Genomic DNA, 25,312 nt, shown 5'->3' on the forward strand with positions numbered 1-25,312 from the left:
TGAGGAATTGGCAGGAGGCCAGCGCCGCCGTCGATAGGTCACACCAGCCCGACCAGCACACGCGGCTGCAAGTTTTGTTACTCAGGGAAGAAGTACCCATGGCATTCCGCGCTCCCATGCTGCTCGCGCTCAGCGCCGTCACGCTGCTGTCCGGCTGCGCAGCGTTTCGCAACTACGATTCCGAACTGGCCCAGACCAATCAGCAACTGGCTTCCGGCAACGTCGACGCGGCGCTGACCCTGCTGGAAAAGAACAACACCGGCACCGACAAAGACCTGCTCTATTACTTCGAGAAAGGTGAACTGCTGCGCGCCAAGGGCGATCTGTCGGGCAGCCAGAACGCCTGGGGCAGTGCCGACCAGGTAGTCGGTCAGTGGGAAGACGCGGTCAAGCTTGACTCGGCCAAGTACCTGGCGCAGTTCGGCAGCTTCATCGTCAACGACAAGGTGCGTCGCTACGAAGGCTATGACTACGAAAAAGTCATGCTGACCACGCAGATGGCCCTGAACCTGTTGGCAGTCAACGATTTCGATGGTGCCCGCACGGCGATCAAAAAGACCCACGAACGCGAAGCGGTGATCGCTGACCTGCGCGACAAGGAATACCTCAAGAGCGAAGAACAGGCCGAAAAAGAAGGCATCAAGACCCAGTACAAGGATCTGCAGGGTTATCCGATGGCCAGCCTCGACGCACCGGAAGTGGTCGGCCTGAAAAACAGCTACCAGAGTGCGTTCAGCCATTACCTGGCCGGTTTCGTTTACGAAGCCCTGGGCGAGAAGGATCTGGCCGCGCCGGGTTATCGCAAGGCTGCCGAACTGCGCCCGAACACGCCGCTGCTCGAGCAGGCGCTGGTCAATCTCGACAAGCCTTCCAAATCCGATGACAGCGACATTCTCATCGTCGTGCAGAGCGGTCTGGCCCCGGCCCGCGACTCGATTCGCGTACCGCTGCCGCTGCCGATTTCCAACAACGTGGTGATCACTCCGCTGTCGTTCCCGATCATCAAACCGGACACCTCCACCGCGCCTTTTGCGCAGATCGGCGTCGACGGCAAGCAGGTCGACCTGACCGCGCTGAACAGCACCACCGCCATGTCCCGCCGCGCTCTACGCGATGACATGCCGGGGATCATCGTGCGCACCACCGTGCGCGCAATCACCAAAGGCGTGGCGCAAAAGCAGATCAACGAGACCAATCCGCTGGCCGGTCTCGCCGTGGGTATTTCTTCAGCGGTGCTTGAAGGTGCCGATACCCGTACATGGCGCACCCTGCCGGACAACACCCAAGTGGTGCGTCTGCGCCTGAAAAAAGGTGAGCATCAGGTTACCCTGCCGAGCGCCGTCGGCGGCTCGGTGGTCAAGGTCACTGTCGACCAGCGCTACCAAGTGATCAGCCTGCGTGCCGTGGGCAACCAGGTATTCGCTGGCGGCATCGCTGCTCACGTAATGCCGAGCGCTGCCGCGACCAACGTCGCCAGCCTCAAACAACCTTAAGAACGGAGTCTTTGCAATGCGCTTGAAGATCATCGCCGTCGCCGCCCTCGCCTTGCTGGCAGGCTGCGCCACCCCGCCACCGCCGGAGCCGGGCAGCGCCGCGAGCAAAGTCGTGGCCATGGGCCCGCAGAAACACATCGTCGTCGGCGCCATGCGCGTGGCTCGTGAAAACGGCTTCATGACCGTCAACGTGCAGTTGAGCAACACCCTCAACAGCAACAAGATTTTCTACTACCGCTTCGCCTGGCTTGGCGCCGAAGGTTTCCCGGTTGCCGAAGAAGAAGTGTGGAAAAGCCAGATGATGTACGGCGCCCAGACCAGCTTCATTCAGGCCATCGCGCCGACCCCGAAAGCCGTGGATTTCCGTCTGGAAATCAAGACGCCGTAAACCCGCCACCCTATTTCTGATTGAGAGAGCTTTCTCATGTTTGCACGCTTTTCCTGCATCGCCGTCATCGCCCTGCTCGCCTCCGGTTGCGCCAACACCTCGCCGACCCTGGGCAGCAAGAACATCAGCTACGGCGACACCAAAGCGGTTGAAACCGTGACCAACGAATTCGGTTCGACCGACCTGCAAATGATCGCCGAGTCGATGACTCGCTCGCTGGCCCAGTCCGGCATTCTGCAGGGCCGTCCGGTGGTTCAGGTCTACGATGTGAAGAACAAGACCAGCGAGTACATCGACACCCGCGAAATCACCACCAGCATCAAGACTCAGTTGATGAAGACCGGTGTTGCGCGCTTCGCCAGCGACAACAATGCGATGCAGAGCCAGGTTGACCAGCTCAAGCTGCAAAACCAGAGCGGCCTGTACAAGAAAAGCACCGTGGCCAAGACCGGCAACATGGTTGCCGCCAAGTACCGCATCGAAGGCTCGATCAGCTCGATCGTCAAGCGCAGCAGCGACTACAAGGACGTCTTCTACAAATTCAGCCTGCAGTTGATCGACGTCGAAAGCGGTCTGGCCGAGTGGATGGACGAAAAAGAGATCCGCAAAACCACGGAGCGTTAATCAATGCGCACATGGATTGGCATGATGGCCCTGGCTTGCGCGTTCAGCGCGCAGGCGGCCCCGAAGGTAGCGGTGACGGATCTGGCGTATCAGGAGCGCGTGGAGCAATACATCCACATCGTTTCGGCGCAGAGCAATCACCGCGAGAGTTACTACAGCGCCAGCGGTTCTTCGAGCTACAACGAGATCGAAGCGACCACCAGCTACATCGAACAGGGCGAGTTGCGCAAATTCACCGGCGACATCAAGGGTGAAATCCTGCGTACCGGCATGTTCCAGCTGGTGCAGGGCACGCCGTATACCGCCTCATCCAAAGGCGATGTGTATGACGTGATCAAGCGCATCAAGGCCGGCAACTTCAAAGGCGCCGACTACGTGCTGTTCGGCACCGTGTCCGACATCGACTTCACCCAGGACATCAACGAGCTGGCGCACACCGACAGCTACTCGGCGGTGCTGAGCCTGACGCTGGTGGCGGATTTCAGTCTGATCAACACCAAGACCTACGAGATCACCTCGGCCTTCACGGCGATGGGCGAAGCGCAGGACACCAAACTGGTGAACCATCGCGACATCAAGATCTCGCTGAACCGTCCGCGGGTGGTGCGTGAGGTGTCGAAGGCCTTGGGCGAAGACGTGGCCGGGCAACTGAGCATGCAGCTCGGTGGTGGTGACGGTTATGAGCAGCCGCGTGAAGCGCCGCAGCGCAACAATCTGCCGCGTGACACGGCGCCGGTGATTTTACGCTGAGCCGGATCTGAGGACTTTTGTGGCGAAGGGCTCTGTGGCGAGGGGATTTATCCCCGTTGGGTCGCGAAGCGGCCCTCGCTATTGATGCAAGACGATTGGGACTGCTGCGCAGTCCAACGGGGATAAATCCCCTCGCCACAAAAGCTCGCTTGCCCCGATGTCTCGGTAGAAATGAAAAAGGCGACCTCTTGAGGTCGCCTTTTTTTTTGCCCGAGCGGTTTACGCCGCCGCTTTGCGCAACGTCGCCATGAATGCCGCCGCGCCGATGAACAGCCCGGCAAAGGTGCGGTTCATGCGTTTCTGCTGCTTGGGCGTGCGCAACAGGCGCAGCACCTTCGACGCCAGCCCGGTGTAGCCGGCCATGACAATCAGGTCGACGAACACCATGGTCACGCCGATCACCAGATACTGAATCAGCAGCGGCGCATGCGGGTTGATGAACTGCGGCAACACCGCGAGCATGAACACCAACGCCTTGGGGTTGCTGATATTCACCAGAAAGCCGCGAAACACCAGGGCCAGTGGCTTGCCGATCGGCCGCACTGCGGCGTCATCGCTCATGTCCATGGGCAGCGCGCGCCATTGCTTGATCGCCAGATAAACCAGATAGGCGACGCCGAACCATTTGATCGCATGGAATGCCGTGGCCGAAGCGGTGAGCACAGCGCCAACACCCGCGCCGACAATCGCGATCTGCACCGCCAGACCGATCTGCAGGCCCAGTGCGTTCCAATAGCCGCGCCAGAATCCGTATTGCAGACCGCTGGACATCGACGCGATGGCGCCCGCGCCCGGGGACAGGCTGATCACCCAGCAGGCGGCAAAGAATGCCAGCCATGTTTGAAGCTCCATCGCATACCTCGGCCGATGCTTGTGACAAATGCCTAAGCTAATGCGGCTTCGTGTGGATGACTACCAGTTTTTTGCTAAATATTGCGGGAAGCTGAGGGCCCCTTCGCGAGCAGGCTCGCTCCCACAGGAGGAACGCATTCCAATGTGGGAGCGAGCCTGCTCGCGAAGGCGTCGGAACAGACGACGTAGAAATTACTTCTCAAACCCGCTGGAAGGAAACACATCGGTCCCGCGCCAACGCCGCACCGAACGCTGGAAGAACAGGCTGTTCGGCACCTGCACCATGGCGCTGCCGGTACCGAGTTCTTCGGCCTCGACCAGCGTGGTGTAGAGCAGATTGATCGCGATCACCCGGCCTTTGACGCCAGGCTTGTCGGTGGTGTCCACCAGCTCGACCACGTCGCCGAGGCGGAACGGCCCGACGGTGAAGATCAGAATGGCGCAGAGCAGGTTCGACAGCACACTCCACATGGCAAAGAACGCCACCGCAGCCACCGCGACAAATCCCGACAGCGCCGTCCACAGCACCGTGGCCGAAACACCGAGGCGCTCAAGCACGAAGAGCAGCGCGCTGCCCATGATCAGCCAGCGCAACACGCCACGCAGCGGCATCAGCAACTGCGGCGGAAACGGATAGCGCTCACCCAGGCGAGTGAGGCCTTTGGCGACGAAACGCTGGGTCAGGTAACCGGCCAGCAGAATCAGCAGAATCTGCGCGGTGAACCAGAGCGGTTCGACCCACACCGCCGCAAAGGGCAGCTTGAAGGCTTCCATCAGGACAACGCCTCCAGCTCCGCCTGCATGCTTTCCAGGGTTTCCAGCGCTTCCATCCAGGCTTCTTCCAGCTCGGCTTCACGCACCTTCAACTTGGCCTGTTCGGCGAGCAGATCACGCAATTCATTCTTGCGTGCCGGCTCGTAGATATCGCTGTCACCCAGGCTGGCATCGACCTTGGCCAGTTTCTCGTGCAGCTTGCCCAGTTCGGCTTCGAGCTTGTCGGCCTCGCGCTTGTGCGGCGCCAGTTGCTGACGCAACGCTGCCGCCGCTTGGCGTTGCGCTTTCTTGTCGGTCTTGTCCGGGTTGATCGGCGTGTTGCTGACCGGCGCATTGCGCTGACGGTATTCCACCAGCCAACGTGCGTAGTCTTCGAGATCGCCATCGAACTCTTCGACCTTGCCGTCAGCAACCAGATAGAAGTTGTCGGTGGTGCTCTTGAGCAAGTGCCGATCGTGAGAGACCACCAGCACCGCACCGCTGAATTCCTGCAGGGCCATGGTCAGCGCCAGGCGCATTTCCAGGTCGAGGTGGTTGGTCGGTTCGTCGAGCAGCAACAGGTTCGGCCGCTCCCAGGCGATCAGCGCGAGGGCCAGACGGGCCTTCTCGCCACCAGAGAAATTCAGCACCGGCTCATCGATGCGTGCGCCCCGGAAGTCGAAGCCGCCGAGGAAGTCGCGCAGGGTCTGCTCGCGCTCACCCGGCGCCAGACGCTGCAAATGCAACAATGGGCTGGCCTTGGCGTCGAGCGAGTCGAGCTGATGCTGGGCAAAGTAGCCGACCACGGTGTTTTCGCCACGGGTCAGGCGCCCGGCAAGCGGTTCGAGCTCGCCGGCGAGGTTCTTGATCAGCGTCGATTTACCCGCACCGTTCGGCCCAAGCAGACCGATCCGCGCACCCGGGGTCAGTTGCAGCTTGACCTTCTCGAGGATGGTCTTGTCGCCATAACCCAAGCGCGCATCGGACAGGTCGATCAGCGGACTGGAGATCTTGGTCGACTCGCGGAAGACGAAGTCGAACGGCGAATCGACGTGGGCCGCCGACAATTCTTCCATGCGCTCCAGCGCCTTGATCCGGCTCTGCGCCTGACGGGCCTTGGTCGCTTGCGCCTTGAAGCGAGCGATGTAGCTCTCCATGTGCGCACGCTGCGCCTGCTGCTTCTCGTAGGCTTGTTGCTGCTGGGCCAGACGCTCGGCGCGGGCGCGCTCAAACGCGGTGTAGCCGCCCCGGTAGAGGGTCAGTTTGCGCTGATCAACATGGGCGACGTGATCGACCACTTCGTCGAGGAAATCCCGATCGTGGGAAATAAGCAGCAAGGTGCCCGGATAACTCTTCAGCCACTCTTCGAGCCAGATGATCGCGTCGAGATCCAAGTGGTTGGTCGGTTCATCGAGCAGCAGCAGATCCGACGGGCACATCAGTGCCTGCGCCAGATTCAGACGCATCCGCCAGCCACCGGAGAAATCGCCTACTTGACGATCCATCTGCTCATTGGTGAAACCAAGACCGGCGAGCAGCTTGCGCGCCCGCGCATCGGCGGTGTAACCGTCGGCGCTGTCGAGTTCAGCGTGCAGGCGCGCCAGTGCGGTGCCGTCGTGGGCCTCCTCGGCGGCGGCAAGCTCGCGCTGCACCTCGCGCAGACGCAGGTCGCCATCGAGCACATAATCAACCGCCAGGCGCTCAAGAGTGTCGACCTCCTGGCGCATATGCGCGATACGCCAGTCGGCCGGCAGCAGGCAGTCGCCCGAATCCGGGTGCAACTCGCCGCGCAGCAGGGCGAACAGGCTGGATTTGCCGGCACCATTGGCGCCGATGAGGCCGGCTTTGTGGCCGGCGTGCAGGGTCAGCTCGGCGTCTTCTAGCAGACGTTGCGGGCCACGCTGTAAAGTCAGGTTCTGAAGTCGGATCATAATGGCGGCGGAGTCTACCAGCTTCGCTCACAACTGGCGCGAGTAGCACGATGTCCTCTGACCTGTGGAGCTTTGCCCTTGATGTCTACGCCCGACCGGGCGTGGAAGATGCCTGCCTGCAATTGCAAACGGCGGGCGCCAATGTCTGCCTGTTGCTTTGCGGTTTATGGCTGGAGCAGCGTGCGGTGACCTGCGATGAACCGCGCGTGCGCTTGCTCAGGGCCTTGACCGCGCCGTGGGATGTCGAGGTGGTGCAGCCTCTGCGAACCCTGCGCATGCAATGGAAAGCGCGGGCCGTCGATGATGCGGTGGTGGCAGGCATGCGCGAGCAGATCAAGTCACTGGAGCTTGAAGCTGAGCGAACCTTGCTGTCACGGCTGGAAGGTGTGGCGCAGGAGTGGACGCGCAACGATGCAGGTTCGGTGACCTGGCTTGAGGGCTTGGCCGGCAATGCCGCCAGCCTGAGCCGCGACGCGCTGCAAGTGCTGCGCGTCGCGGCGACCGGCACTTAGGAAGCGCTGGTCGGGGTGCTGCTGACATTCGACGAGGCGGCTGGCGCTGGCGCAGTCGAAGGGGTCGAGTGAGTGGCGGACGACGGTGCCGAGGCAGCTGGGGCAGCCGGGGTCGCCACAGGTGCAGGCTTGGCTGCTGGAGCGGCAGCCGGTTTGGTCGCGGCTGGCTTGGCAGCTGCAGGCTTTTTCACCGCTGGTTTTGCGGCTGGCTTGGCGGCCGGCTTTGCAGCAGCGGTCGCAGGCTTGGCAGCAGCGGGTTTCGCAGCTGGCTTGGCGGCCGGTTTCGCAGCGGTTTTTGCCGCAGGTTTTGCTGCCGATGTTGCGGCTGGTTTGGCAGCCGGTTTTACCGCCACTTTCGCAGCAGGTTTGGCGGCGGCCGGCTTGGCCGCAGTCTTGGCAGCAGGCTTCGCAGCGGCGGTCTTCGCAGCAGGTTTTGCTGCTGGTTTCGCTGCTGCTTTGGCAGCAGGTTTGGCGGCTGCGGTTTTTGCCGGTGCAGCTTTGCTCGCGGCCGGTTTTGCCGCGGCTTTGGCAGGGGTGGCTTTCACTGCTGGCTTGGCTGCAGCAGGTTTGGCTGCGGTGGTTTTAGCCGCCGGTTTTGCCGCGCTCGCCGCCGGCTTCTTCGCTGCAGTTTTTGCCGCTGGTTTGGCAGCCGCTTTCACTGGCGCCTTGGCCGCTGGTTTGGCGGCGGTTTTCGCAACAGCAGGTTTCGCCGCAGCGGTCTTCGCCGGGGCTTTGCTTGCAGCAGGCTTGGCAGCGACTTTCTTCGCTGGTGCTGCTGCCGGTTTGGCCGAACGCGACGACAGAACCTTGCCCACTGCTTCCTGCACGCGACCAACACCTTGGGCCAGTTTCAGGCTTTCCTGGGCATCGCGCTTGAGCTGCAGAATGTAGCTGCGGGTCTCGGACTGACGATCTTTCAAAGCGTCGAGCAAGTCTTCGAGTTCTTTCACGGCAGCCTTGGCCTTGTTCTGTGCCTTGGCTTTGCCGGCGGTGGCGGCGTCCTGCAATTTGGTGCGCGATTTGTGCAGTTTTTCCTGCGCCTTGCCACGCTGTTTTTCCAGCTTGGCGAGCAGTTTTTCAGCATCAGCCAAGGCTTGCGAGCAAGCGTTTTCCAAATGCTCGAGCAGGCTGCCCGACAACTGTTGGAGTAAGTGCAACGGAGTATTTACAGGCTTCTTGGTGGCCGACATGGTTTACCTCCTGGCTGACGTGAGTGCGGCTCATACTAGACCTCTGCTGATACCGCCGCTAGGGCATGTTGACAGTATCTGCACCGTTGCGTTGCACCGAAGCCGAAATGTTCTGCGCGCGGGGAAAAGCAGTTCACCGATGCAGACGTTTGCACTGGCATAATCCCCCGCATCCCAGGTCGGAGAGTGCCCATGTCGCGCTACTTTATTTTGTCCCTCTGCGTGTTTTTTTCGACGGCGTATGCCGATGAAAAAAACACGGCGAACGATGCTCATGATCTGGCTTACAGCCTCGGTGCCAGCCTCGGCGAACGGCTGCGTCAGGAGGTGCCGCAGTTGCAGATCCAGGCGCTGATCGAAGGTCTGCAACAGGCGTATCAGGGCAAGCCGCTGGCGCTGAGTGAAGCGCGTATCGAACAGATTCTGGCCGACCACGAATCGCGCAATGCCGAGCAGGCATCACGGCAATCGAGCGACGCGGCGATGGAAAACGAGCAACGCTTTCTCAGTGCGGAAAAAGCCAAACCGGGGGTGAAGGAACTGGCCGACGGCATCCTTCTGACTGAACTGGTTCCGGGCACTGGCGCCAAGGCCGGCCCCGACGGCAAAGTGCAGGTGCTGTATGTCGGCAAGCTGCCGGATGGCACCGTGTTCGATCAGAACACCCAGCCGCAATGGTTCAACCTCGACAGCGTAATCGCCGGTTGGCGCACCGCCTTGCAGAACATGCCGGTGGGGGCGAAATGGCGACTGGTGATTCCATCGGATCAGGCCTATGGCGCCGACGGTGCCGGCGACCTGATTGCGCCATTCACGCCACTGGTTTTTGAAGTGGAATTGCGCGGCGCGACGAGCTGATCAGGCATAAAAAAACGGTGCGCTTTCGGGCGCACCGTTTTTTCATGAAGGACGTGGATCAGGCCTGAACCGGATCTTCTTCCTTGTGTGCCGTGTGCAGCACTTCGATCAGGCAATCTTCAAGTTCAAAGCGCTCGTGCAACAAGCCGCCCAATTCCTTGAATTTCTCCGCAACGCATTTGCCTTCATCGCACAGGTCGTTGAACGCGAGCAGCTTCTCGGTAATGACGTCAATGCGCGGGTAGATGGTCTCGGCGAGTTCCAGACCGCGCTTGTCGTTGAACGCCTTGGCTTCGCCAGTCAGCTGTTCATAGATTTCGAAGTGCCCCGCCGATACGTAATCGACCAGCACCCCGCAGAATTCCTGCAAAGGCTTGCGGCTCTCGGACAGCGACTCAGGCTGCGCACCGAGCTTGTCGTAGGCGCCGATCAGCTCTTCACGCTCCTGCAACCAGCGGTCGATCAGCAGATGAACCCCACCCCAACGTTCCTGAGCATTCTGACAACTTTCGAGCATGGCGATCTCTCTTCCCTTGTGGGTCATGCTGCTCTACACCCGCGCCCTGTTCTGATTTGACTGGTGGACGATCGGGCAGAGCGTCATCGAGCAACATAAATCCAATGACACGTGCCGGCCAGATTATGCCCGCACGCCTATGGCTTCAAGGTACGCAGGAGATAAAGTTCATACAAGTGTTTAATCCCTGACCAGCATGTGGTGCGACGCTTCGTCGCTGACCGGTCGTTGCAGAGCGCTCCAGATCAGACGCAACAACTGACAAACAGCAAGAATCGACACGCCGACAAAAAACAGCAGGCTCCATTCAGGGATGCTCAAATCGAACAGCGTCCAGGAAATTTCCGCGCAATCGGCGCCGCCGTTGAGCATCCGTTGTAATGCGCAGATCCACGGCAAACCACTGAAGAGTGACTCCACGGTTGGCGAGCATCTGACCAGTTGCAGCATGGAGTCGCTCTGGATCAGGACCTGCCGCCACGCAGCGGTGGTTCCGCCCAGACTGGCGCCCAGCGCAAACAGCCAGTACCACCATAATCCGCCGCGCCGGGGGCCATGCACCGCCGCCACGCCACAGCCAATGCACAGCAGGGTGAGGAACAACCGCTGCACCAGGCACAGACTGCAAGGCGTCAGGCCGACCGCGTATTCGAGGTAATAGGAAGCTCCCAGAGCAAAGGCCCCCGCAATGAAAGCCATGAAGAACAAGGAGCGTGAGCAGGCCAACGACATGGCTTTTCCGTAACAGTAGAGACAGACGGTTACGGTAGAGGAAAGCGTGTCAGCCTTTCAAGGCAAGGACCTGCCGACAGTTCACCACAGGTGTAGGGAAAACCCGACAGGCTCGATAGGAAATGGTGAAGCGCTCTGTAGGACTTTGTCTCTTGAGCGCAAAGAAGGGGAATTTTCGGTCATCGAAGTTCGCGAGGGAGCATCCTCCCCCGCCCTTCAGACCTTCGCCACAACCGGCAAAGGCGCCGCCAGCAAGCGTTCATCCAGCAGCCCGAGACCTTCCTGGAACAACTGATTGCTGCGCTGGGTATCGCCAAGCTGTGCAAGCAGGCGGGCCAGTTCCGCACAGGTCTCCGGATTGCGCTGCACGCGCAGACTGCTTTCCAGATAGTCGCGAGCCTTGCCCCACAGGCTGGTTTGCAGACACAACCGCCCGAGGGTCAGCAGCAGACTCGGATCGGCCGGATGCTCCTTGAGCCAGCCTTCGGCAATCTGCAACTGACGCGCAGGATCACTGCCACGAACCAGACCATAAAGCCGCGCCAGATGGCTGTCGTACTTGCGCTTGAGCGCTGTGCGCAGCACTTCTTCCGCTTCGACCTGAGCGCCCAACTGGCGCAGTTGCTCGGCATAGGCCAGTACCAAAGGTGCTTCCTGACGCTGCGCCGAAGTCAGCTGTTCCCACGCCCGCTTGAGCGATTGTAGACCCACGGTACCGTCTTCTTCGCGTTGCGCTGCCAGGGACAGATTCTCACCCCAGGCGCGACGCTCGAGTTCAGCCAGTTCAGCCGGCGGTAGAACCTTGTCTTTGCGCAGTTCCGGCAACAGACGAATCACCGCCGACCATTCGCCACGCTGCTGATGCAGACGTTGCAATTGACGCAATGTCTGCGCGCTGCGCGGATGCCGTTCATGCATCGCCTGCAAGGTCACCAGCGCACCGTCGGTGTCGCCACGATCGGTCTGCAACTGTGCGTGACTGAGGGCGATCGCCAATTCGGCTTGCGGCTGACGCTCCAGCGCGCGTTCAAGCAAACGATCACTTTCTTCGTACTGGCCTTGCTCGTTCGCCGCACGGGCGGCGCCGAGGTAATACAGCAGCGGCTGACGCTCGGCTTCCGCTGCGCGGGTCAGATGCCGTTGCGCGCTGGCCCAGCGACCTTCAGCCAGATCCAGTTGTCCGTGTTCGATCGCCACTTGCACGCGGCGGCTGCGATTGCGTCGCGACCACGGATTGACCACGCCGGTGGAGGTCATCACCAGCTCGACCAGCACCTTGATGCCCCAGAACAGCAGCCACAGCACCGCTATCACCGCCAGTGTCGCCCACAGGCTCGATTCGTAGCGGAAGCTCTTGTACGCCACCAGCACGTAACCGGAATGCTCGGCAATCGCCAGGCCCAGTGCTGCCGTCGCGGCGATGACCAGAAACACGATTACATAGAGGCGCTTCATGGGGTCGCCTCCTGCGCAGCATTGGCGGCAGGCTTGGCGAACGGTTTCACCGATTCCTCGGCATTGACGTTACGTCGCTCCAGATATCCCTGCACCGCACTCAAGGTGCCGGTCAGATCCGGAGTCTTGACGGTGACCGGTTCCTTGCTCAGCTCGGCGACCTGTTCCAGCATGACTTTGCTTTGCGGGTTGTCCGGATTGAAATTGCCCTTGAGCACATCGCGCGCCTCGGCCAACGCCTGGGTGTATACCGGCGCCTGACCGTTGAGCGCGGCCCACTGCGCCTGCTCCAGCGCCAGGCTCAGGGCCAGGCGCACCTGGCTCAGGCTCTGTCCGGCCAGCAGCGGTTTGACGTTCTTGTCAGCGTTGAAGTCGATGCGGATATAGCGCGATACCTTGTCCCACCACTGTGCCCAGCGACTGGCGCCATCGCCATCGTTGGTCAGGCCCAGCAGCGACTCGCCGCGATCCTTGTACTCCGGCGCCAGCTCCGTGAGGTCGATGACCTGATCGCGCAGCGCGCCGAGACGCAGGAACAGCCCGGTGCGATCCGGCTGTTCGGTGCTGCGCAAGGCGACCAGGGTTTTCGCCACTTGCTCGCGCGCGGCGAAGGAACCCGGATCGTTCTGTTCACGCAGAATTTCATCGGCGCCCTGTACCAGTGCCTGGGCGCTGCTGATGTCCTGCAACGCTGAAAGGCGCAGGCTGGCCAGACGCAGCAAGTGTTCGGCCTCGGCCAGACGCCAGTCCTTGCGGCTGGCGCCGAGGACGGTTTCCAGACGTTGATTGAGGCGCTGCTGATCGCCCTGCAATTGCGTCACCAGACGTTGGCGCTCGGCGAGCTCGTCAGCACCGGGCAGCTGCGCCAGGCGTTCGGTCAGACGCTGTTCGTTGAGCTTCAGACTCTGCGCCTGATCGTTCAACGCCTGCACCTGACTCGACTGTTGCTGCGTGTTGTTCTGCAGGTGGCGCACCTGCCAGACACCCCAGCCGCCTATGGCGACACCGGCGGCGCCGAGCAGCAAGGCGACAATCGCCAGTCCATTGCCTCGGCGCGGCTCTTTGGCCGGTGGTGGAGTTTCAACCTGGGCATCGAGCGCAGGCTGGACGTCATCTTTTGGCAAGGCTGTTTCGCTCACGTATCCATCCTTTGCATTAGAAAACGGCACGGGACATTCCCGTAACGCCGTCAGCAAAGCCGCGGCACTCGCGCCGCGGCAATCCACAACTGTTTGAGCCCCGGCGGCACGTGCCAGCTCGGCGACCCTCGGGCTCGGTACAAACAACGGCAACTGCGCGATCTTCGGCCAGGCATCGCCGGCCATCTGCCGCAGGTGCTCGAAACCCTGTCCACTGCTGACCACCAGCCCGTTCAAGCGTTCCGCTTCGATCCGCCGTGGCAGCTCGTTTGGCGGGTAGGCTGGCAGGTCGCGGCGATACAACTCCCGATACTCGACACTAGCACCAAGCGCGCGCAGGCGCTCGGCGAGCAGTTCACGACCACCCTCGCCGCGCAGGATCATCACCTGCGCACCGGGCTGACTCACCGCCTCGCGCAGACGCGGCAATTGCAGCAGGGCTTCACTGTCATCGCCATCAGCCGGGAAGCTGACATCGAGACCATGCTCGCGAAGAATGCCTGCGGTCGCCGCGCCGACGCTGAACCACGGCATGCTCAATGGCGCCGTGCCTGCGGACTTGAGCAGATCCACCGCGATCCGCGCCGCCGGTTTGCTGACCACAATCACCGCGCTGCAATCGGGCAATCGCGAAATCGCCTGGCGAATAGTGTCAGAGACCGGCAGCGGGACAATGTCCAAAAGCGGCAGACAACTGCTGAAAATCCCGTGCCCGGCCAACTGTTCGGCCAGCGCCGCGCAATCATCCGCAGGGCGCGTCAGCAGCAGGCGCCAAGCCGTCACTCGTGACCCGCCTCGCCGTACACCGCTTTGAGAATGTCGTCGGCGCCTTGCTTGAGCAGGTCTTCAGCGACCTGTACGCCCAAGGTTTCCGCGTCGGCACGCGGCGCCCGGGCTTCGGCGCTGAGCAGCTTGCCGCCGCTTGGCTCACCGACCAGGCCGCGCAACCACAGTTGCTCGCCTTCGAGCACCGCGTAGCAGGCGATGGGCACTTGGCAGCCGCCGTTCAAGTGTTTGTTGAGGGCGCGTTCGGCGTTCACCCGCGAAGCGGTATCGGCGTGATGCAAAGGCGCGAGCAAGGCGTGGATTTCGTGGTCGGCGCTGCGGCATTCTATGCCGACCGCGCCCTGGCCACCGGCCGGCAAGCTGTCATCGACACTGATCGCCGAAGTGATGCGATCCTCGAAACCGAGGCGGATCAAACCGGCGGCGGCGAGGATGATCGCGTCGTACTCGCCGGCGTCGAGTTTGGCCAGACGGGTGTTGACGTTGCCGCGCAGGAAACGGATCTGCAGATCGGGACGCCGCGCCAGCAATTGCGTCTGCCGACGCAGGCTCGAAGTGCCGACGATGGCCCCGGCAGGCAGCGCTTCAAGACTGGCGTAGGTGTTGGAGACGAATGCATCGCGCGGGTCTTCACGCTCACAGATGCAGAACAGACCCAGGCCTTGCGGGAAGTCCATCGGCACATCTTTCATCGAATGCACGGCGATATCGGCCTGGTTTTCCAGCAGCGCGGTTTCCAGCTCCTTGACGAACAGACCCTTGCCGCCGATCTTCGACAGTGGCGAGTCGAGCAGCTTGTCGCCGCGACTGACCATGGGCACCAGCGTCACCAGCAGGCCCGGGTGGGCCGCCTCGAGACGGGCTTTGACGTATTCGGCCTGCCAGAGGGCCAGCGCACTTTTACGGGTGGCGATGCGGATTTCGCGAGGGGACATGGAACAATCCGTACTGAATAGATACGGCGGATAATAACAGCTCAGTCAATTTCGCTTTGACCTGAATCAGAACCGGCGCGGCCTCCCTGGCCTGCCATGCCGGATAAAAGAACACGAAAAGACCGCTGAAGACCGGGTCAAAGCCCCTGCATCATCTTGCGCACACCGGCAACATGCCGCCGGCTGACAATCAGCGCATCGCCATTGAGGCCTTTGAGGAACAACTGGAAATGTCCCAGTGGCGTGCGTTGCAAGCGCTCGATGCGGTCGCGAGCGACCAGCGCATTGCGGTGGATACGCACAAAGCGTTCGCCGAATTCGTCTTCAAGGGCTTTGAGGGGTTCGTCGAGCAGCACCTCGCCGGCTTCGTGACGCAGGGTCACGTACTTGTGGTCGGCGATGAAGTAGACCACCTGATCCAGCGGAATCAGCTCGATGCCTTTACGGGTCCGTGCGCTGATGTGGCTGCGTGGGCCGTTGCCACTTTCGGCAGCGGGACGGGTCAGGGCCGAGAGTTGCGCCCGGTTGGGACGTTCAGCCCGCTTCAGGGCTTCATTCAAGTGTTCGGTTCGCACAGGTTTCACCACATAGCCCACGGCGCTGGCCTGCAGGGCTTCCACGGCAAATTCATCGGGACTGGTGCAAAACACCACGGCCGGCGGCGTCTCTCGTTCGCACAGTCGGGCAGCAACCTGCAGGCCATCGAGGCCCGGCATGCGGATATCGAGCAGCACGATATCCGGCTTGTGGCTGTCGATCAGCGCTAACGCCTCCTCGCCATTCGTGGCACTGGGCTCCAGGACTGTGTAACCCTCGAGTTCGCTCACCATACGGCTTATGCGCTCGCGAGCCAGGGGTTCGTCATCAACGATCAGGACATTCATATTGCGCTGGATTCCTGCGTGAGTCTCGCACAAGGATAGCGTAGACAGGTGTAGTGACCTGCGTCACCGCGATCCACGCTAAGACTAGCCCGAGCGCCAAAAAGTGCCGTACGTCGGCCAGCAATATTTGCCAGCGTCCGGGTCGTACCGCTCAGAGCCCACTGTTTCCTGCGTTTCTCACGGTGGTTGGCCGTTGGACAACTCACCCGCCCCCTCTTCTTATAGTCGGTGGCCAGACCTTTGCATGATCCGCAATCGCACCGACCCTTATGTCCACTGTAGACGTTCGTCGGAACGATATTGCTCAATCAAAAAATATCCTTTTGTAAATTCCTTGCAGACCGCGCCGGACATGCCTGACACATCCGCGAAAAAACGTATCGACCGGTGTCAGCGACAGGATTGGCAACCCTGTTATTATCCGCGCCAGCGTTTCACGCCATTTCTTCAAGCCGATACGAGCGAATTCATGAGCACTGACAAGACCAATCAGTCCTGGGGCGGCCGCTTCAGTGAACCCGTCGACGCCTTCGTCGCCCGCTTCACCGCCTCCGTCACTTTCGACCAGCGCCTGTATCGCCACGACATCATGGGCTCGATCGCCCACGCCACCATGCTGTCCAAGGTCGGCGTGCTGACCGATGCCGAGCGCGACAGCATCATCGATGGCCTGAACACCATTCAGGGCGAAATCGAGGCCGGCCAGTTCGACTGGCGCGTCGACCTCGAAGACGTGCACATGAACATCGAAGCGCGCCTGACCGACCGCATCGGCGTCACCGGTAAAAAGCTCCACACCGGGCGCAGCCGCAACGACCAGGTCGCCACCGATATCCGCCTGTGGCTGCGCGATGAAATCGACCTGATCCTCGCCGAGATCACCCGCCTGCAAAAAGGCCTGCTGGAGCAAGCCGAGCGTGAGGCCGCGAGCATCATGCCGGGCTTCACTCACCTGCAGACCGCACAGCCAGTGACCTTCGGGCACCACATGCTGGCCTGGTTCGAAATGCTCAGCCGCGACTACGAGCGTCTGGTCGACTGCCGCAAGCGCACCAACCGCATGCCGTTGGGCAGCGCCGCGCTGGCCGGCACCACTTACCCGATCGACCGCGAATACACCGCGCAACTGCTCGGCTTCGACGCCGTCGGCGGCAACTCGCTGGACAACGTTTCCGATCGCGACTTCGCCATCGAATTCTGCTCGGCCGCGAGCATCGCGATGATGCACCTGTCACGTTTCTCCGAAGAGCTGGTGCTGTGGACCAGCGCGCAGTTCCAGTTCATCGATCTGCCGGATCGTTTCTGCACCGGCAGCTCGATCATGCCGCAAAAGAAAAACCCCGACGTGCCTGAGCTGGTGCGCGGCAAGACCGGCCGAGTCTTCGGCGCGCTGATGGGCCTGCTGACCCTGATGAAAGGCCAGCCACTGGCCTACAACAAGGACAACCAGGAAGACAAGGAGCCGCTGTTCGACGCCGCCGATACCCTGCGCGATTCGCTGCGCGCGTTCGCCGACATGATCCCGGCGATCAAGCCGAAACACGCGATCATGCGTGAAGCGGCACTGCGCGGTTTCTCCACTGCGACTGACCTGGCTGACTACCTGGTGCGCCGTGGCCTGCCGTTCCGTGATTGCCACGAAATCGTGGGCCACGCAGTGAAATACGGCGTCGACAGCGGGAAGGATCTGGCCGAGATGAGCCTGGAAGAACTGCGTCAGTTCAGCGATCAGATCGAGCAGGACGTGTTTGCCGTGCTGACCCTCGAAGGCTCGGTGAATGCACGCGACCATATCGGCGGGACTGCGCCGGCGCAGGTCAAGGCTGCGGTGGCGCGCGGTCAGGCGTTGATCGCCAGCCGCTAGAAGCCAAAAAAGCTTCGCGAGCAGGCTCGCTCCCACAGGGATTCTGGATGTTCACAAAATTTGTGTTCACCACCGGCTCAATGTGGGAGCGAGCCTGCTCGCGAAGGCTTCCTTCAGAGCGCTACAAAATTCACTTCTTGGCAGCAATCATTGCCAAAAACGCCGGCATCGCCGCGTCCTTGTCCGCCGCAATCTTCTGCACGTGCGGATTCTGCTCAAGCCGCTCCAGCAGCGCTCTCGCCTGCGGCATCTCGGCCAGCAGATCGATCCCGAACAGCTTCTGCCCGACCGCACAGGCCAGCGGCACGCTGTAGAGGAAATACAAATCGGCAATGCTCAGGCTGTCACCCGCCACGTACGGAGCGAACTTGCCATGACGGCCCAGCGCGGCGAAGCCCAGCAGCAGCTCGGTCCGGGTCTTCTCCTTGATCGCCTCCGGCAATGTCATACCGAAAAACGCCTCGCCATAGCAGGCACGCCCCGGCAACTCGATGTACAACTCGATCTCCTTGGCAATCGCCAATACCTGCGCGCGCTCGAACGGATCGCTGGGCAGGAGCGGCGTGCCCTTTTGTGATTGTTCGAGGTATTCGAGGATGATCGCGGTTTCGTTGATGTAACCGGCGTCGACACCCAGCACCGGGACCTTTCCGCGCGGGCTGATTGCCAGTGATTCCGGGGTTTGTGTCGGGTAGAAGGTCACCTCTTCGAAGGCCAGGCCTTTTTCCAGCAGTGCCAGTTTGACCATGTTGTAGTAGTTGCTGACAGCGAATCCGTAGAGCTTGAACATCACAGAGCCTCCAGGCCGTGCGGGGTGGGCAGTGCCTGTTTATAGATCGCCGCGGCGTTTCCCGCCAGCAGCATCACGCCGCTGAATGCGGGTAAACTGGCGCCTTTCCCTGAGGAGCCTGCAATGAGCGAGCCGACAGATATCGTCAACGATGACGACGAAGAAGCATTCACCGAAGCGACCCTGATCGAAGCCATCGAGAACCAGATCGAAAGCGACAACCCGCCGGCGGCCAAGGCGACGTTGAACAAGCTGACTTTGGTCGGCATGGACCGTGAGGAGATCCTCAATTTGATGGCCCATGTGCTGGCTTTCGAAATTGACGCGATGCTCGATGAAGACCGCCCGTTCGACACCGAATGGTACGAAACGGCATTGCGCAAGCTGCCAGAGCTGCCACCGGAAAAATAATAAAATCAAAAGATCGCAGCCTTCGGCAGCTCCTGCACCAATCTCTCGTAGGAGCTGCCGAAGGCTGCGATCTTTTTTATGCGGACTACACTGGAATTCGCCTCAAGACAAAATCCCCTGATCTGAGCACTGGACATGCCGCACCAGCGGGTTCACCTTAGGGGCGCTGTCGTCCAATTCCTAGAAAGTCTGGAGTCCTTATGTCGCTTACCCCTGAGTTGGTTGCCGAACTGGAAGTCCTTGCACTCTTCAACCTGGACAGTTCCCAGGAAGGTCTGAAAATTCATCAGACCGCTGCCCCGAAACACATCGCTGCTGCCCAGCGCCTCTTTGAAAAAGAACTCACCGACCAGCCCGATGGCGGTTATCTGACCAGCCTCGGTCGCGATGCCGCGCAAAACGTGCAGACCGTACTGACGATTTTGAAAGAACAGGAAACCGCCTGATTTCTCTGACTTTGCCCACGGAAACTCCTGCCACGGGATTTCCGCGGGCCAGCCTGAACGCTGTCGATAAAAATCTGCCGTCAAAAAACAAATTCAGCTTAAACGTCCTGCTGCGCAGAGGCTAAACTGCGGCCAATCCGAGACCCTCTACATCCGAGCCTGCAAGCCGGTTTGAGCTGACATGACGCGCACCCACGAAATCCGCCCCGACCTGGACGAAGGCATCGACCGCAAGGTACTCAGCCAACTGCGCGCACGTTTTCTCAAACTCAATGAAGGCCGCCTCGGCCGCGCACTCGAAGGGTTGTCGACGCGCCAGCAAAGCGTGCTGACGCTGTTGCCGCTGTTCTTTCACGTCAATCATCCGTTGCTGCCTGGCTATGTCTCGGGCAGTACGCCGGCGGGTCTCTCGAATTATGAGCCGGACGCCAGTGCGCTGACTGAGGCGCAGCGCCTGACTCGCTCGTTTTCCTACAAACCGCGCCACGGCAGTAACCCGCCGCGACCGATCCACGGCCTGTTCCTGATGGGCAGCCTCGGCACGCTGGCCCAGGCCGATCAGAGCGATATGGACGTGTGGGTCTGCCATGGGCCGGATCTGAGCGAGAGCGAACTCGCCGAGCTGAGCAAGAAGTGCCAATTGCTGGAAGCCTGGGCTGCGAGCCAGGGTGCCGAAGCGCATTTCTTCCTGATCGACCCGGCGCGCTTCGTCAAAGGCGAACGAGATTCCAAGCTCAGTTCGGACAACTGCGGCAGCACCCAGCACTATCTGCTGCTCGACGAGTTTTATCGCACGGCGATCTGGCTGGCCGGGCGCACGCCGATCTGGTGGTTGGTGCCGGTCTATGAAGAAACAGCCTACGACGCGTACACCCACACCCTACTGTCCAAGCGCTTTATTCGCGCCGACGAAACCCTCGATCTCGGGCCGATGGCAACCATTCCGCCCGGCGAATTCATCGGTGCCGGGTTGTGGCAGTTGTTCAAAGGCATCGAGTCGCCCTACAAGTCAGTGCTCAAACTGCTGCTGACCGAGGTGTACGCCAGCGAACATCCGCACGTGCAATGCCTGAGCCTGCGCTTCAAGAGAGCCGTGTTTGCCAATCAGCTCGATCTCGATGAGCTCGACCCGTACATGGTCGTGTATCGGCGTATCGAGGAATACCTGATTGCCCGTAACGAGCCGGAACGCCTGGAGCTGGTGCGCCGCGCGCTGTATCTGAAGGTCAACCGCAAGCTCACCGGCAACAGCCGCAGCCAGGGCTGGCAACGCACACTGCTTGAACGCTTGGCCGGCGAGTGGCACTGGGATCAGCGACAACTGGCGCTGCTCGACAGCCGCAGTCAGTGGAAAGTCCGCCAGGTCAGCGCCGAGCGCCGCGCGCTGGTCAATGAACTCAACTACAGCTATCGCTTTCTGACCCAGTTCGCTCGCAGCGAACAGACTGTCAGCCTGATCAACAAGCGCGACCTCAATGTGCTCGGCCGGCGCCTGTACGCGGCGTTCGAGCGCAAGGCCGACAAGGTCGAATTCATCAATCCGGGCATCGCCCCGGACTTGGCCGAAGACACCCTGACCTTGGTGCAATCGCCGAACAAAAAAGAGCCGGGGCAGACCCAGTGGGGTTTGTACAACGGCAGCCTGACGGCGCTGGAGTGGGAACACTTCGCGCCGATCAAGCGCAGTCGCGAGCTGCTTGAACTGCTGACCTGGTGCCACCGCAACGGCGTGATCGACAGCAGCACGCGCCTGGCCCTGCATCCTGGCACCAGCGACTTGAGCGAGTTCGAACTGTTCAACCTGCTCGGCAGCCTGCAGCAGTGCATCGCCCTGCCCTTGCCCACCGTGGCCGAAGAGCCATTGCTGCGTGCTGCCGTACCCAGCGAAGTGCTGCTGCTGATCAACGTCGGCGTCGACCCGCTCAAGCATCATCGCGATCTGAACATCCTGATGACCACCGAGCGCACCGACTCGCTGAGCTATGCCGGTGTGCGCGAGAACCTGGTGCTGACCCTCGATCAGGTCACGCTCAACAGCTGGAACGAAGTGCTGGTCAATCGTTTCGACGGCCCGCATGCGCTGCTCGATTGCCTGCGCGATTACCTCAACAACCTGCCGCGCGGGCCTGTGCAGCCATCCCTGAAAGTACGCTGCTTCTGCCACAACCGCGCGCAGTTCATTGCCCGCCGCGTCGAGGAAATCGTCGACACCGCGCAGACCCTGTTGCTCAGCAATTTGAATCATCGCTACCTGATTCAAGTGCAGCAGCACTATCACGTGCTGGAGCTGGTGCCGGGTCAGGTCAACCATGTCGCCCTCGCCACTCTGCCGGCACTGCTCGATTATCTGGGCGAAGAACAACCGCGCTACAGCCCGCTGCACCTCGACCCGATGGCACTGGAGGACCATGACCTCGCGCTGATCCTGCCGATGGGTCAGCCGGAGTGCATTCAGGTGTTCTACCGCATCAGCGAGCAGCAGGCCGAGCTGTACGTGCTGGATGAATTCAATGCGCTGTGGCAGCAGCAACTGCCGTACCACGACGAGCAGAGTCTGCTGGTACCGCTGCAGCGTTTTCTGCAATCGATCCAGTACCGCCGTGAAGCGCAATTGCCGATGGACGGTGGCCCTGCGGGCAGCCCCGAGACTTTGTATTACCAGCTGTCGGGCCCGGGGCGCTCACGCAGGGTCGAAACCCGGCCAGCACCGCAGACACCGGTGAACAAACCGTTCTATGACGTGCAGGCGATCATCGGCAAAGCCGCGCCGGGCGAAGTGCAGGTCACCTTGTATTGCAATCAGCGCGAATTCAGCGAGCTGGAGCATGGCGACCAGTTGTTCAGCGTGGTCGCCCGGGAGATCGTCGAGCAGCGCCGCGAGACCGAGCGCTATCGCTGCTACATCACCGACCTCGATCTCTCGGGGCTGCTCGGTGACGGGCACAGTTCAAGCAATCTCTATCTGCGCTACAAGGCGGACCTGGAGCGCTCGTTGAATGAAGCGCTCGAACAGGTTTGAAGCGGGGATTTATTCGGGAAAGGCGCCGCCGTTGACCGGTTGCGATTCCACTTCCAGCAAGGTCAGTTTCAGCGACTTGCCGCCCGGCGCCGGCCAGTCGATGTGCTGACCGACCTTCAGGCCCAGCAGCGCACTGCCGACCGGTGCCAGGATCGAGATCTTGCCTTCGTCGGCGTTGGCCTCCTTGGGATAGACCAGCGTCAGGTGGTAATCCTTGCCACTGCCTTCTTCGCGGCAATGCACGCGGGAATTCATGGTCACGACATCGGCGGGCACTTCATCGTGGCCGACCACGGTATCGGCGCGGTCCAGCTCGGTTTGCAGCGCAATCACGCCCGGCGCAGCCTGGTCTTTCTCGCTCAGGCTGTCGATCAGGCGCTCCAGACGTTGCACGTCCAGACGGGTAAGGGTGATGGAAGGTGCGGTCATGATCCAGGCAGACTCCTTTCTTCTGCACAAAAAAAGCAAAACCCCGCCAAAAAAGACGGGGTTTTCACCGTGCCTCGGTGGTTTGAGGCGTTCGCGGACACTATCACAGCTCAAAAAATATACAAGTCACGCCCTTTTTTGCCTGGGTGAAACCCTTGTGGCGAGGGGATTTATCCCCGTTCGGCTGCGCAGCAGCCGTATAGATTTTGGGGCCGCTACGCGACCCAACGGGGATAAATCCCCTCGCCACGATATCAACAGGCTTGGGATTTTCGTGCGGCAGCCTGCTGGCATATCACCCGGCGCCGCTGATCATCCGCCGAGCGCCATTCGCGAATGTCTTCGACGTGGCGCGCGCAGCCGAGGCAGACCTTCTGCTCGTCCAGACGACAGACGCCCGTGCACGGCGAAGGCACCGCCGGGCTGACGTTGCTGTAGAGCGGTTTCGGCGGGCGAACAGGCGCTGCATCAGCCACGAATCACAGACCTTCGAAATCGAATTCGGCGCCAGCCTGCTGTTTGACGAGGCGCTGAAGCATTTCGCCCAATTGCTCTTCGCTCTTGTCGCACATCCAGCGCTCGCTTTCTTCGTCGTAGTCGAAGTGGAAACCACCGGACACGGCCGCCAGCCACAGCTGACGCAATGGCTCCTGGCGGCTGAAGATCAACTGGCTGCCGTTTTCGAATTTGACCGTCAGCACGCCGGCCGAGCTTTCCAGATCGATGTCCAGATCGCTTTCGTCAAATATGTCTTCCAGTTTTTCCTGGGTTTCATCGACCAGATCGTGGAAACGGGCTTCGGACAAACTCATTGCGGCAACCTCAAAAATGTCTGATCAGGCTCAAGCGCCGAAAGATACGGACGCTGCCGGCCGATTGCAAAGATTAACGACCAAGCACCTGTCGCCTATTCAACACCGCCCCTGTGGGAGCGAGCCTGCTCGCGAAAGCGGTGTGTCAGGCAACGAGCCTGTTGAATTTGCCGACGCCTTCGCGAGCAGGCTCGCTCCCACAGGGATGATGCGCTTCTCAGGAGCCCCGCCGGACGGGAACCCCCTCGCATAGGCAAGCTGCCGGGTGGCCGGTATACTCCGGCGCAATTAACGCATTTTCAAGGATTTCGCCATGAAGCGCCTGATCTCTTCCCTTGCTGCGCTCGTCGCGGTTGCCTGCCTGGTTTCGGCCTGTGGTCAAAAAGGCCCGCTGTACCTGCCCGATGACGACCAGGACCCGGCCGAACAAGCCCAGTCCTCGCAAAAGCAGCCATCCAAGGCTCACAAGCACGACGTTTACTAAGGGATCGCCATGGACGCTTTTAACTACCGTGGCGGGGAACTGTTCGCGGAAGGTGTGGCGCTGTCCGCCATCGCCGACCGCTTCGGCACGCCCACCTATGTCTACTCGCGCGCCCACATCGAAGCGCAGTATCTGGCCTACGCCGATGCGCTGGCCGGCATGCCGCATCTGGTCTGCTTCGCGGTCAAAGCCAACTCCAACCTCGGTGTACTGAATCTCCTGGCCCGTCTCGGCGCCGGTTTCGACATCGTTTCCCGTGGTGAGCTGGAACGTGTACTGGCCGCTGGTGGCAGCGCCGACAAGATCGTTTTCTCCGGCGTCGGCAAGACCCGTGACGACATGCGTCGCGCCCTCGAAGTCGGCGTGCACTGCTTCAACGTCGAATCCACCGACGAGCTCGAGCGCCTGCAAGTGGTCGCCGCCGAGCTGGGTGTTCGCGCCCCGGTTTCGCTGCGCGTGAACCCGGACGTCGATGCCGGCACCCATCCGTACATTTCCACCGGTCTGAAAGAGAACAAGTTCGGCATCGCCATTGCCGACGCCGAAGACGTGTACGTGCGCGCCGCGCATCTGCCGAACCTGGAAGTGGTCGGTGTCGACTGCCACATCGGTTCGCAACTGACCACCCTGCCGCCATTCATTGACGCCCTGGATCGCTTGCTCGATCTGGTCGACCGTCTGGGCGATTGCGGCATTCACCTGCGCCACATTGATCTCGGTGGCGGCCTGGGCGTGCGTTATCGCGATGAAGAGCCGCCGCTGGCTGCCGACTACATCAAAGCCGTGCGCGAGCGTCTCGACGGGCGTGATCTGGCGCTGGTGTTCGAGCCGGGCCGCTTCATCGTCGCCAATGGCGGCGTGTTGCTGACCCAGGTCGAATACCTCAAGCACACCGAGCACAAGGATTTCGCCATCGTCGACGCGGCGATGAACGACCTGATCCGCCCGGCGCTGTATCAGGCGTGGATGGATGTCACGGCGGTGAAGCCGCGCGACAGCGCTGCACGCAAGTACGACATCGTCGGCCCGATCTGCGAAACCGGCGACTTTCTCGCCAAGGACCGCGAGCTGGCGCTGGAAGAAGGCGACTTGCTGGCGGTGCATTCGGCCGGAGCCTACGGTTTCGTCATGAGCTCCAACTACAACACCCGCGGCCGTGCCGCCGAGGTGCTGGTGGATGGTGATCAGGTTTTTGAAGTGCGTCGCCGCGAAACCGTGGCCGAGCTGTTTGCCGGCGAAAGCCTGCTGCCGGAGTAAC

At 61.1% G+C, this 25,312-nt stretch carries 26 protein-coding genes and 2 pseudogenes; 12 read left to right on the forward strand and 16 right to left on the reverse strand.

Annotated features, from left to right (window positions below; genetic code table 11):
- Positions 1–98 precede the first annotated feature (98 nt).
- Genes ND528_RS06545 through ND528_RS06560 form a run of 4 tightly spaced genes read left to right on the forward strand, consistent with a single transcriptional unit; the run spans position 99 to position 3,255 of the window.
- Positions 99–1,493 (forward strand): COG3014 family protein, encoded by a 1,395-nt coding sequence (locus ND528_RS06545; RefSeq protein ID WP_263469943.1) that lies wholly within the window; start codon positions 99–101, stop codon positions 1,491–1,493.
- Positions 1,494–1,509: 16 nt separating this feature from the next.
- The gene (locus ND528_RS06550) at positions 1,510–1,881 is read left to right on the forward strand and encodes a YcfL family protein (RefSeq protein ID WP_016772611.1); all 372 of its coding nucleotides are present in this window, start codon (positions 1,510–1,512) and stop codon (positions 1,879–1,881) included.
- Between the two features lie 36 nt (positions 1,882–1,917).
- The gene (gene lpoB, locus ND528_RS06555) at positions 1,918–2,505 is read left to right on the forward strand and encodes a penicillin-binding protein activator LpoB (RefSeq protein WP_016772610.1); all 588 of its coding nucleotides are present in this window, start codon (positions 1,918–1,920) and stop codon (positions 2,503–2,505) included.
- 3 nt (positions 2,506–2,508) lie between these two features.
- On the forward strand, positions 2,509–3,255 hold the full coding sequence (locus ND528_RS06560) for a penicillin-binding protein activator LpoB (RefSeq protein WP_263469944.1): 747 nt from the start codon (positions 2,509–2,511) through the stop codon (positions 3,253–3,255).
- 219 nt (positions 3,256–3,474) lie between these two features.
- On the opposite strand, the gene rhtB is transcribed toward ND528_RS06560, so the two are convergent.
- From rhtB to ND528_RS06575, 3 genes are all read right to left on the reverse strand, one after another.
- A complete protein-coding gene (gene rhtB, locus ND528_RS06565) occupies positions 3,475–4,107 on the reverse strand; it encodes a homoserine/homoserine lactone efflux protein (RefSeq protein WP_016772608.1) in 633 nt (210 codons plus the stop codon).
- A 192-nt stretch (positions 4,108–4,299) separates the two neighbouring features.
- The gene (locus tag ND528_RS06570; protein ID WP_024014760.1) at positions 4,300–4,881 is read right to left on the reverse strand and encodes a mechanosensitive ion channel family protein; all 582 of its coding nucleotides are present in this window, start codon (positions 4,879–4,881) and stop codon (positions 4,300–4,302) included.
- Positions 4,881–6,791: an ATP-binding cassette domain-containing protein gene (locus tag ND528_RS06575; protein ID WP_130910605.1), complete on the reverse strand. Its 1,911-nt coding sequence runs from the start codon at positions 6,789–6,791 to the stop codon at positions 4,881–4,883. Before ND528_RS06575 ends, ND528_RS06570 begins: the two co-directional genes overlap by 1 nt.
- A 50-nt stretch (positions 6,792–6,841) precedes the next feature.
- On the opposite strand from ND528_RS06575, the gene ND528_RS06580 reads away from it, so the two are divergent.
- Entirely contained in the window at positions 6,842–7,303 is a 462-nt protein-coding gene (locus tag ND528_RS06580; RefSeq protein WP_130910604.1) for a TIGR02444 family protein, read from the forward strand.
- Here ND528_RS06580 and ND528_RS06585 read toward each other — a convergent pair.
- The gene (locus ND528_RS06585; protein WP_130910603.1) at positions 7,300–8,493 is read right to left on the reverse strand and encodes an AlgP family protein; all 1,194 of its coding nucleotides are present in this window, start codon (positions 8,491–8,493) and stop codon (positions 7,300–7,302) included. The genes ND528_RS06580 and ND528_RS06585 overlap by 4 nt on opposite strands.
- Before the next feature lie 192 nt (positions 8,494–8,685).
- Between ND528_RS06585 and ND528_RS06590 the strand changes: the two genes are divergently transcribed.
- The gene (locus tag ND528_RS06590; RefSeq protein ID WP_016772603.1) at positions 8,686–9,351 is read left to right on the forward strand and encodes an FKBP-type peptidyl-prolyl cis-trans isomerase; all 666 of its coding nucleotides are present in this window, start codon (positions 8,686–8,688) and stop codon (positions 9,349–9,351) included.
- Between the two features lie 58 nt (positions 9,352–9,409).
- On the opposite strand, the gene ND528_RS06595 is transcribed toward ND528_RS06590, so the two are convergent.
- The 8 genes and pseudogenes from ND528_RS06595 to ND528_RS06630 all read right to left on the reverse strand — a co-directional run.
- Entirely contained in the window at positions 9,410–9,868 is a 459-nt protein-coding gene (locus ND528_RS06595) for an Rsd/AlgQ family anti-sigma factor (RefSeq protein WP_016985889.1), read from the reverse strand.
- A 180-nt stretch (positions 9,869–10,048) separates the two neighbouring features.
- Entirely contained in the window at positions 10,049–10,600 is a 552-nt protein-coding gene (locus ND528_RS06600; RefSeq protein ID WP_263469945.1) for a disulfide bond formation protein B, read from the reverse strand.
- Positions 10,601–10,816: 216 nt separating this feature from the next.
- Positions 10,817–12,055, reverse strand: a complete 1,239-nt coding sequence (locus tag ND528_RS06605) for a heme biosynthesis protein HemY (RefSeq protein ID WP_263469946.1) — start codon at positions 12,053–12,055, stop codon at positions 10,817–10,819.
- Positions 12,052–13,194 carry a uroporphyrinogen-III C-methyltransferase gene (locus ND528_RS06610; protein WP_256674653.1) on the reverse strand — a complete coding sequence of 381 codons (1,143 nt, stop codon included), beginning with the start codon at positions 13,192–13,194 and terminating at the stop codon, positions 12,052–12,054. The genes ND528_RS06605 and ND528_RS06610 overlap by 4 nt, the downstream gene beginning before the upstream one ends.
- Before the next feature lie 36 nt (positions 13,195–13,230).
- Positions 13,231–13,977 (reverse strand): annotated as a pseudogene (locus ND528_RS06615) (uroporphyrinogen-III synthase); the annotation flags it as partial.
- Positions 13,974–14,915 carry a hydroxymethylbilane synthase gene (gene hemC / locus ND528_RS06620; protein WP_056791656.1) on the reverse strand — a complete coding sequence of 314 codons (942 nt, stop codon included), beginning with the start codon at positions 14,913–14,915 and terminating at the stop codon, positions 13,974–13,976. The gene hemC and the pseudogene ND528_RS06615, both read right to left, overlap by 4 nt.
- Before the next feature lie 137 nt (positions 14,916–15,052).
- Positions 15,053–15,799, reverse strand: coding sequence for a LytR/AlgR family response regulator transcription factor (locus ND528_RS06625; RefSeq protein ID WP_130912463.1), 747 nt, complete (start codon positions 15,797–15,799; stop codon positions 15,053–15,055).
- Positions 15,796–15,948: pseudogene (locus ND528_RS06630) on the reverse strand (sensor histidine kinase); the annotation flags it as partial. The pseudogene ND528_RS06630 and the gene ND528_RS06625, both read right to left, overlap by 4 nt.
- Positions 15,949–16,268: 320 nt before the next feature.
- On the opposite strand from ND528_RS06630, the gene argH reads away from it, so the two are divergent.
- Positions 16,269–17,663 carry an argininosuccinate lyase gene (gene argH, locus ND528_RS06635; RefSeq protein ID WP_130912464.1) on the forward strand — a complete coding sequence of 465 codons (1,395 nt, stop codon included), beginning with the start codon at positions 16,269–16,271 and terminating at the stop codon, positions 17,661–17,663.
- A gap of 130 nt (positions 17,664–17,793) precedes the next feature.
- Here the strand turns inward: argH and ND528_RS06640 are convergent, their stop codons facing one another.
- Entirely contained in the window at positions 17,794–18,453 is a 660-nt protein-coding gene (locus ND528_RS06640) for a glutathione S-transferase family protein (protein WP_130912465.1), read from the reverse strand.
- A gap of 123 nt (positions 18,454–18,576) precedes the next feature.
- Between ND528_RS06640 and ND528_RS06645 the strand changes: the two genes are divergently transcribed.
- The 3 genes from ND528_RS06645 (at position 18,577) to ND528_RS06655 (ending at position 22,329) form a co-directional block, all read left to right on the forward strand.
- Positions 18,577–18,864 (forward strand): hypothetical protein, encoded by a 288-nt coding sequence (locus ND528_RS06645; RefSeq protein WP_263469947.1) that lies wholly within the window; start codon positions 18,577–18,579, stop codon positions 18,862–18,864.
- Positions 18,865–19,064: 200 nt separating this feature from the next.
- A complete protein-coding gene (locus tag ND528_RS06650; protein WP_016772594.1) occupies positions 19,065–19,310 on the forward strand; it encodes a TIGR02647 family protein in 246 nt (81 codons plus the stop codon).
- Positions 19,311–19,491: 181 nt separating this feature from the next.
- Positions 19,492–22,329 carry a class I adenylate cyclase gene (locus tag ND528_RS06655; protein ID WP_263469948.1) on the forward strand — a complete coding sequence of 946 codons (2,838 nt, stop codon included), beginning with the start codon at positions 19,492–19,494 and terminating at the stop codon, positions 22,327–22,329.
- A gap of 9 nt (positions 22,330–22,338) precedes the next feature.
- Here the strand turns inward: ND528_RS06655 and rnk are convergent, their stop codons facing one another.
- The 3 genes from rnk to cyaY all read right to left on the reverse strand — a co-directional run bounded on the left by rnk (position 22,339) and on the right by cyaY (position 23,570).
- Positions 22,339–22,758 carry a nucleoside diphosphate kinase regulator gene (gene rnk, locus ND528_RS06660; protein ID WP_130912468.1) on the reverse strand — a complete coding sequence of 140 codons (420 nt, stop codon included), beginning with the start codon at positions 22,756–22,758 and terminating at the stop codon, positions 22,339–22,341.
- A gap of 254 nt (positions 22,759–23,012) precedes the next feature.
- Positions 23,013–23,234, reverse strand: coding sequence for a DUF1289 domain-containing protein (locus tag ND528_RS06665; RefSeq protein ID WP_130912469.1), 222 nt, complete (start codon positions 23,232–23,234; stop codon positions 23,013–23,015).
- 3 nt (positions 23,235–23,237) lie between these two features.
- Positions 23,238–23,570 carry an iron donor protein CyaY gene (gene cyaY, locus ND528_RS06670; RefSeq protein ID WP_041476930.1) on the reverse strand — a complete coding sequence of 111 codons (333 nt, stop codon included), beginning with the start codon at positions 23,568–23,570 and terminating at the stop codon, positions 23,238–23,240.
- Positions 23,571–23,883: 313 nt separating this feature from the next.
- On the opposite strand from cyaY, the gene lptM reads away from it, so the two are divergent.
- Together lptM and lysA are read left to right on the forward strand one after the other, a co-directional pair.
- Positions 23,884–24,054, forward strand: coding sequence for an LPS translocon maturation chaperone LptM (gene lptM, locus ND528_RS06680; RefSeq protein WP_016772589.1), 171 nt, complete (start codon positions 23,884–23,886; stop codon positions 24,052–24,054).
- A gap of 9 nt (positions 24,055–24,063) precedes the next feature.
- Complete coding sequence (lysA, locus tag ND528_RS06685; protein WP_263469949.1) at positions 24,064–25,311, forward strand: diaminopimelate decarboxylase; 1,248 nt, start codon at positions 24,064–24,066, stop codon at positions 25,309–25,311.
- Position 25,312: the final 1 nt, after the last annotated feature.

The organism is Pseudomonas mercuritolerans (assembly GCF_025706525.1).
Lineage (GTDB): Bacteria > Pseudomonadota > Gammaproteobacteria > Pseudomonadales > Pseudomonadaceae > Aquipseudomonas > Aquipseudomonas mercuritolerans.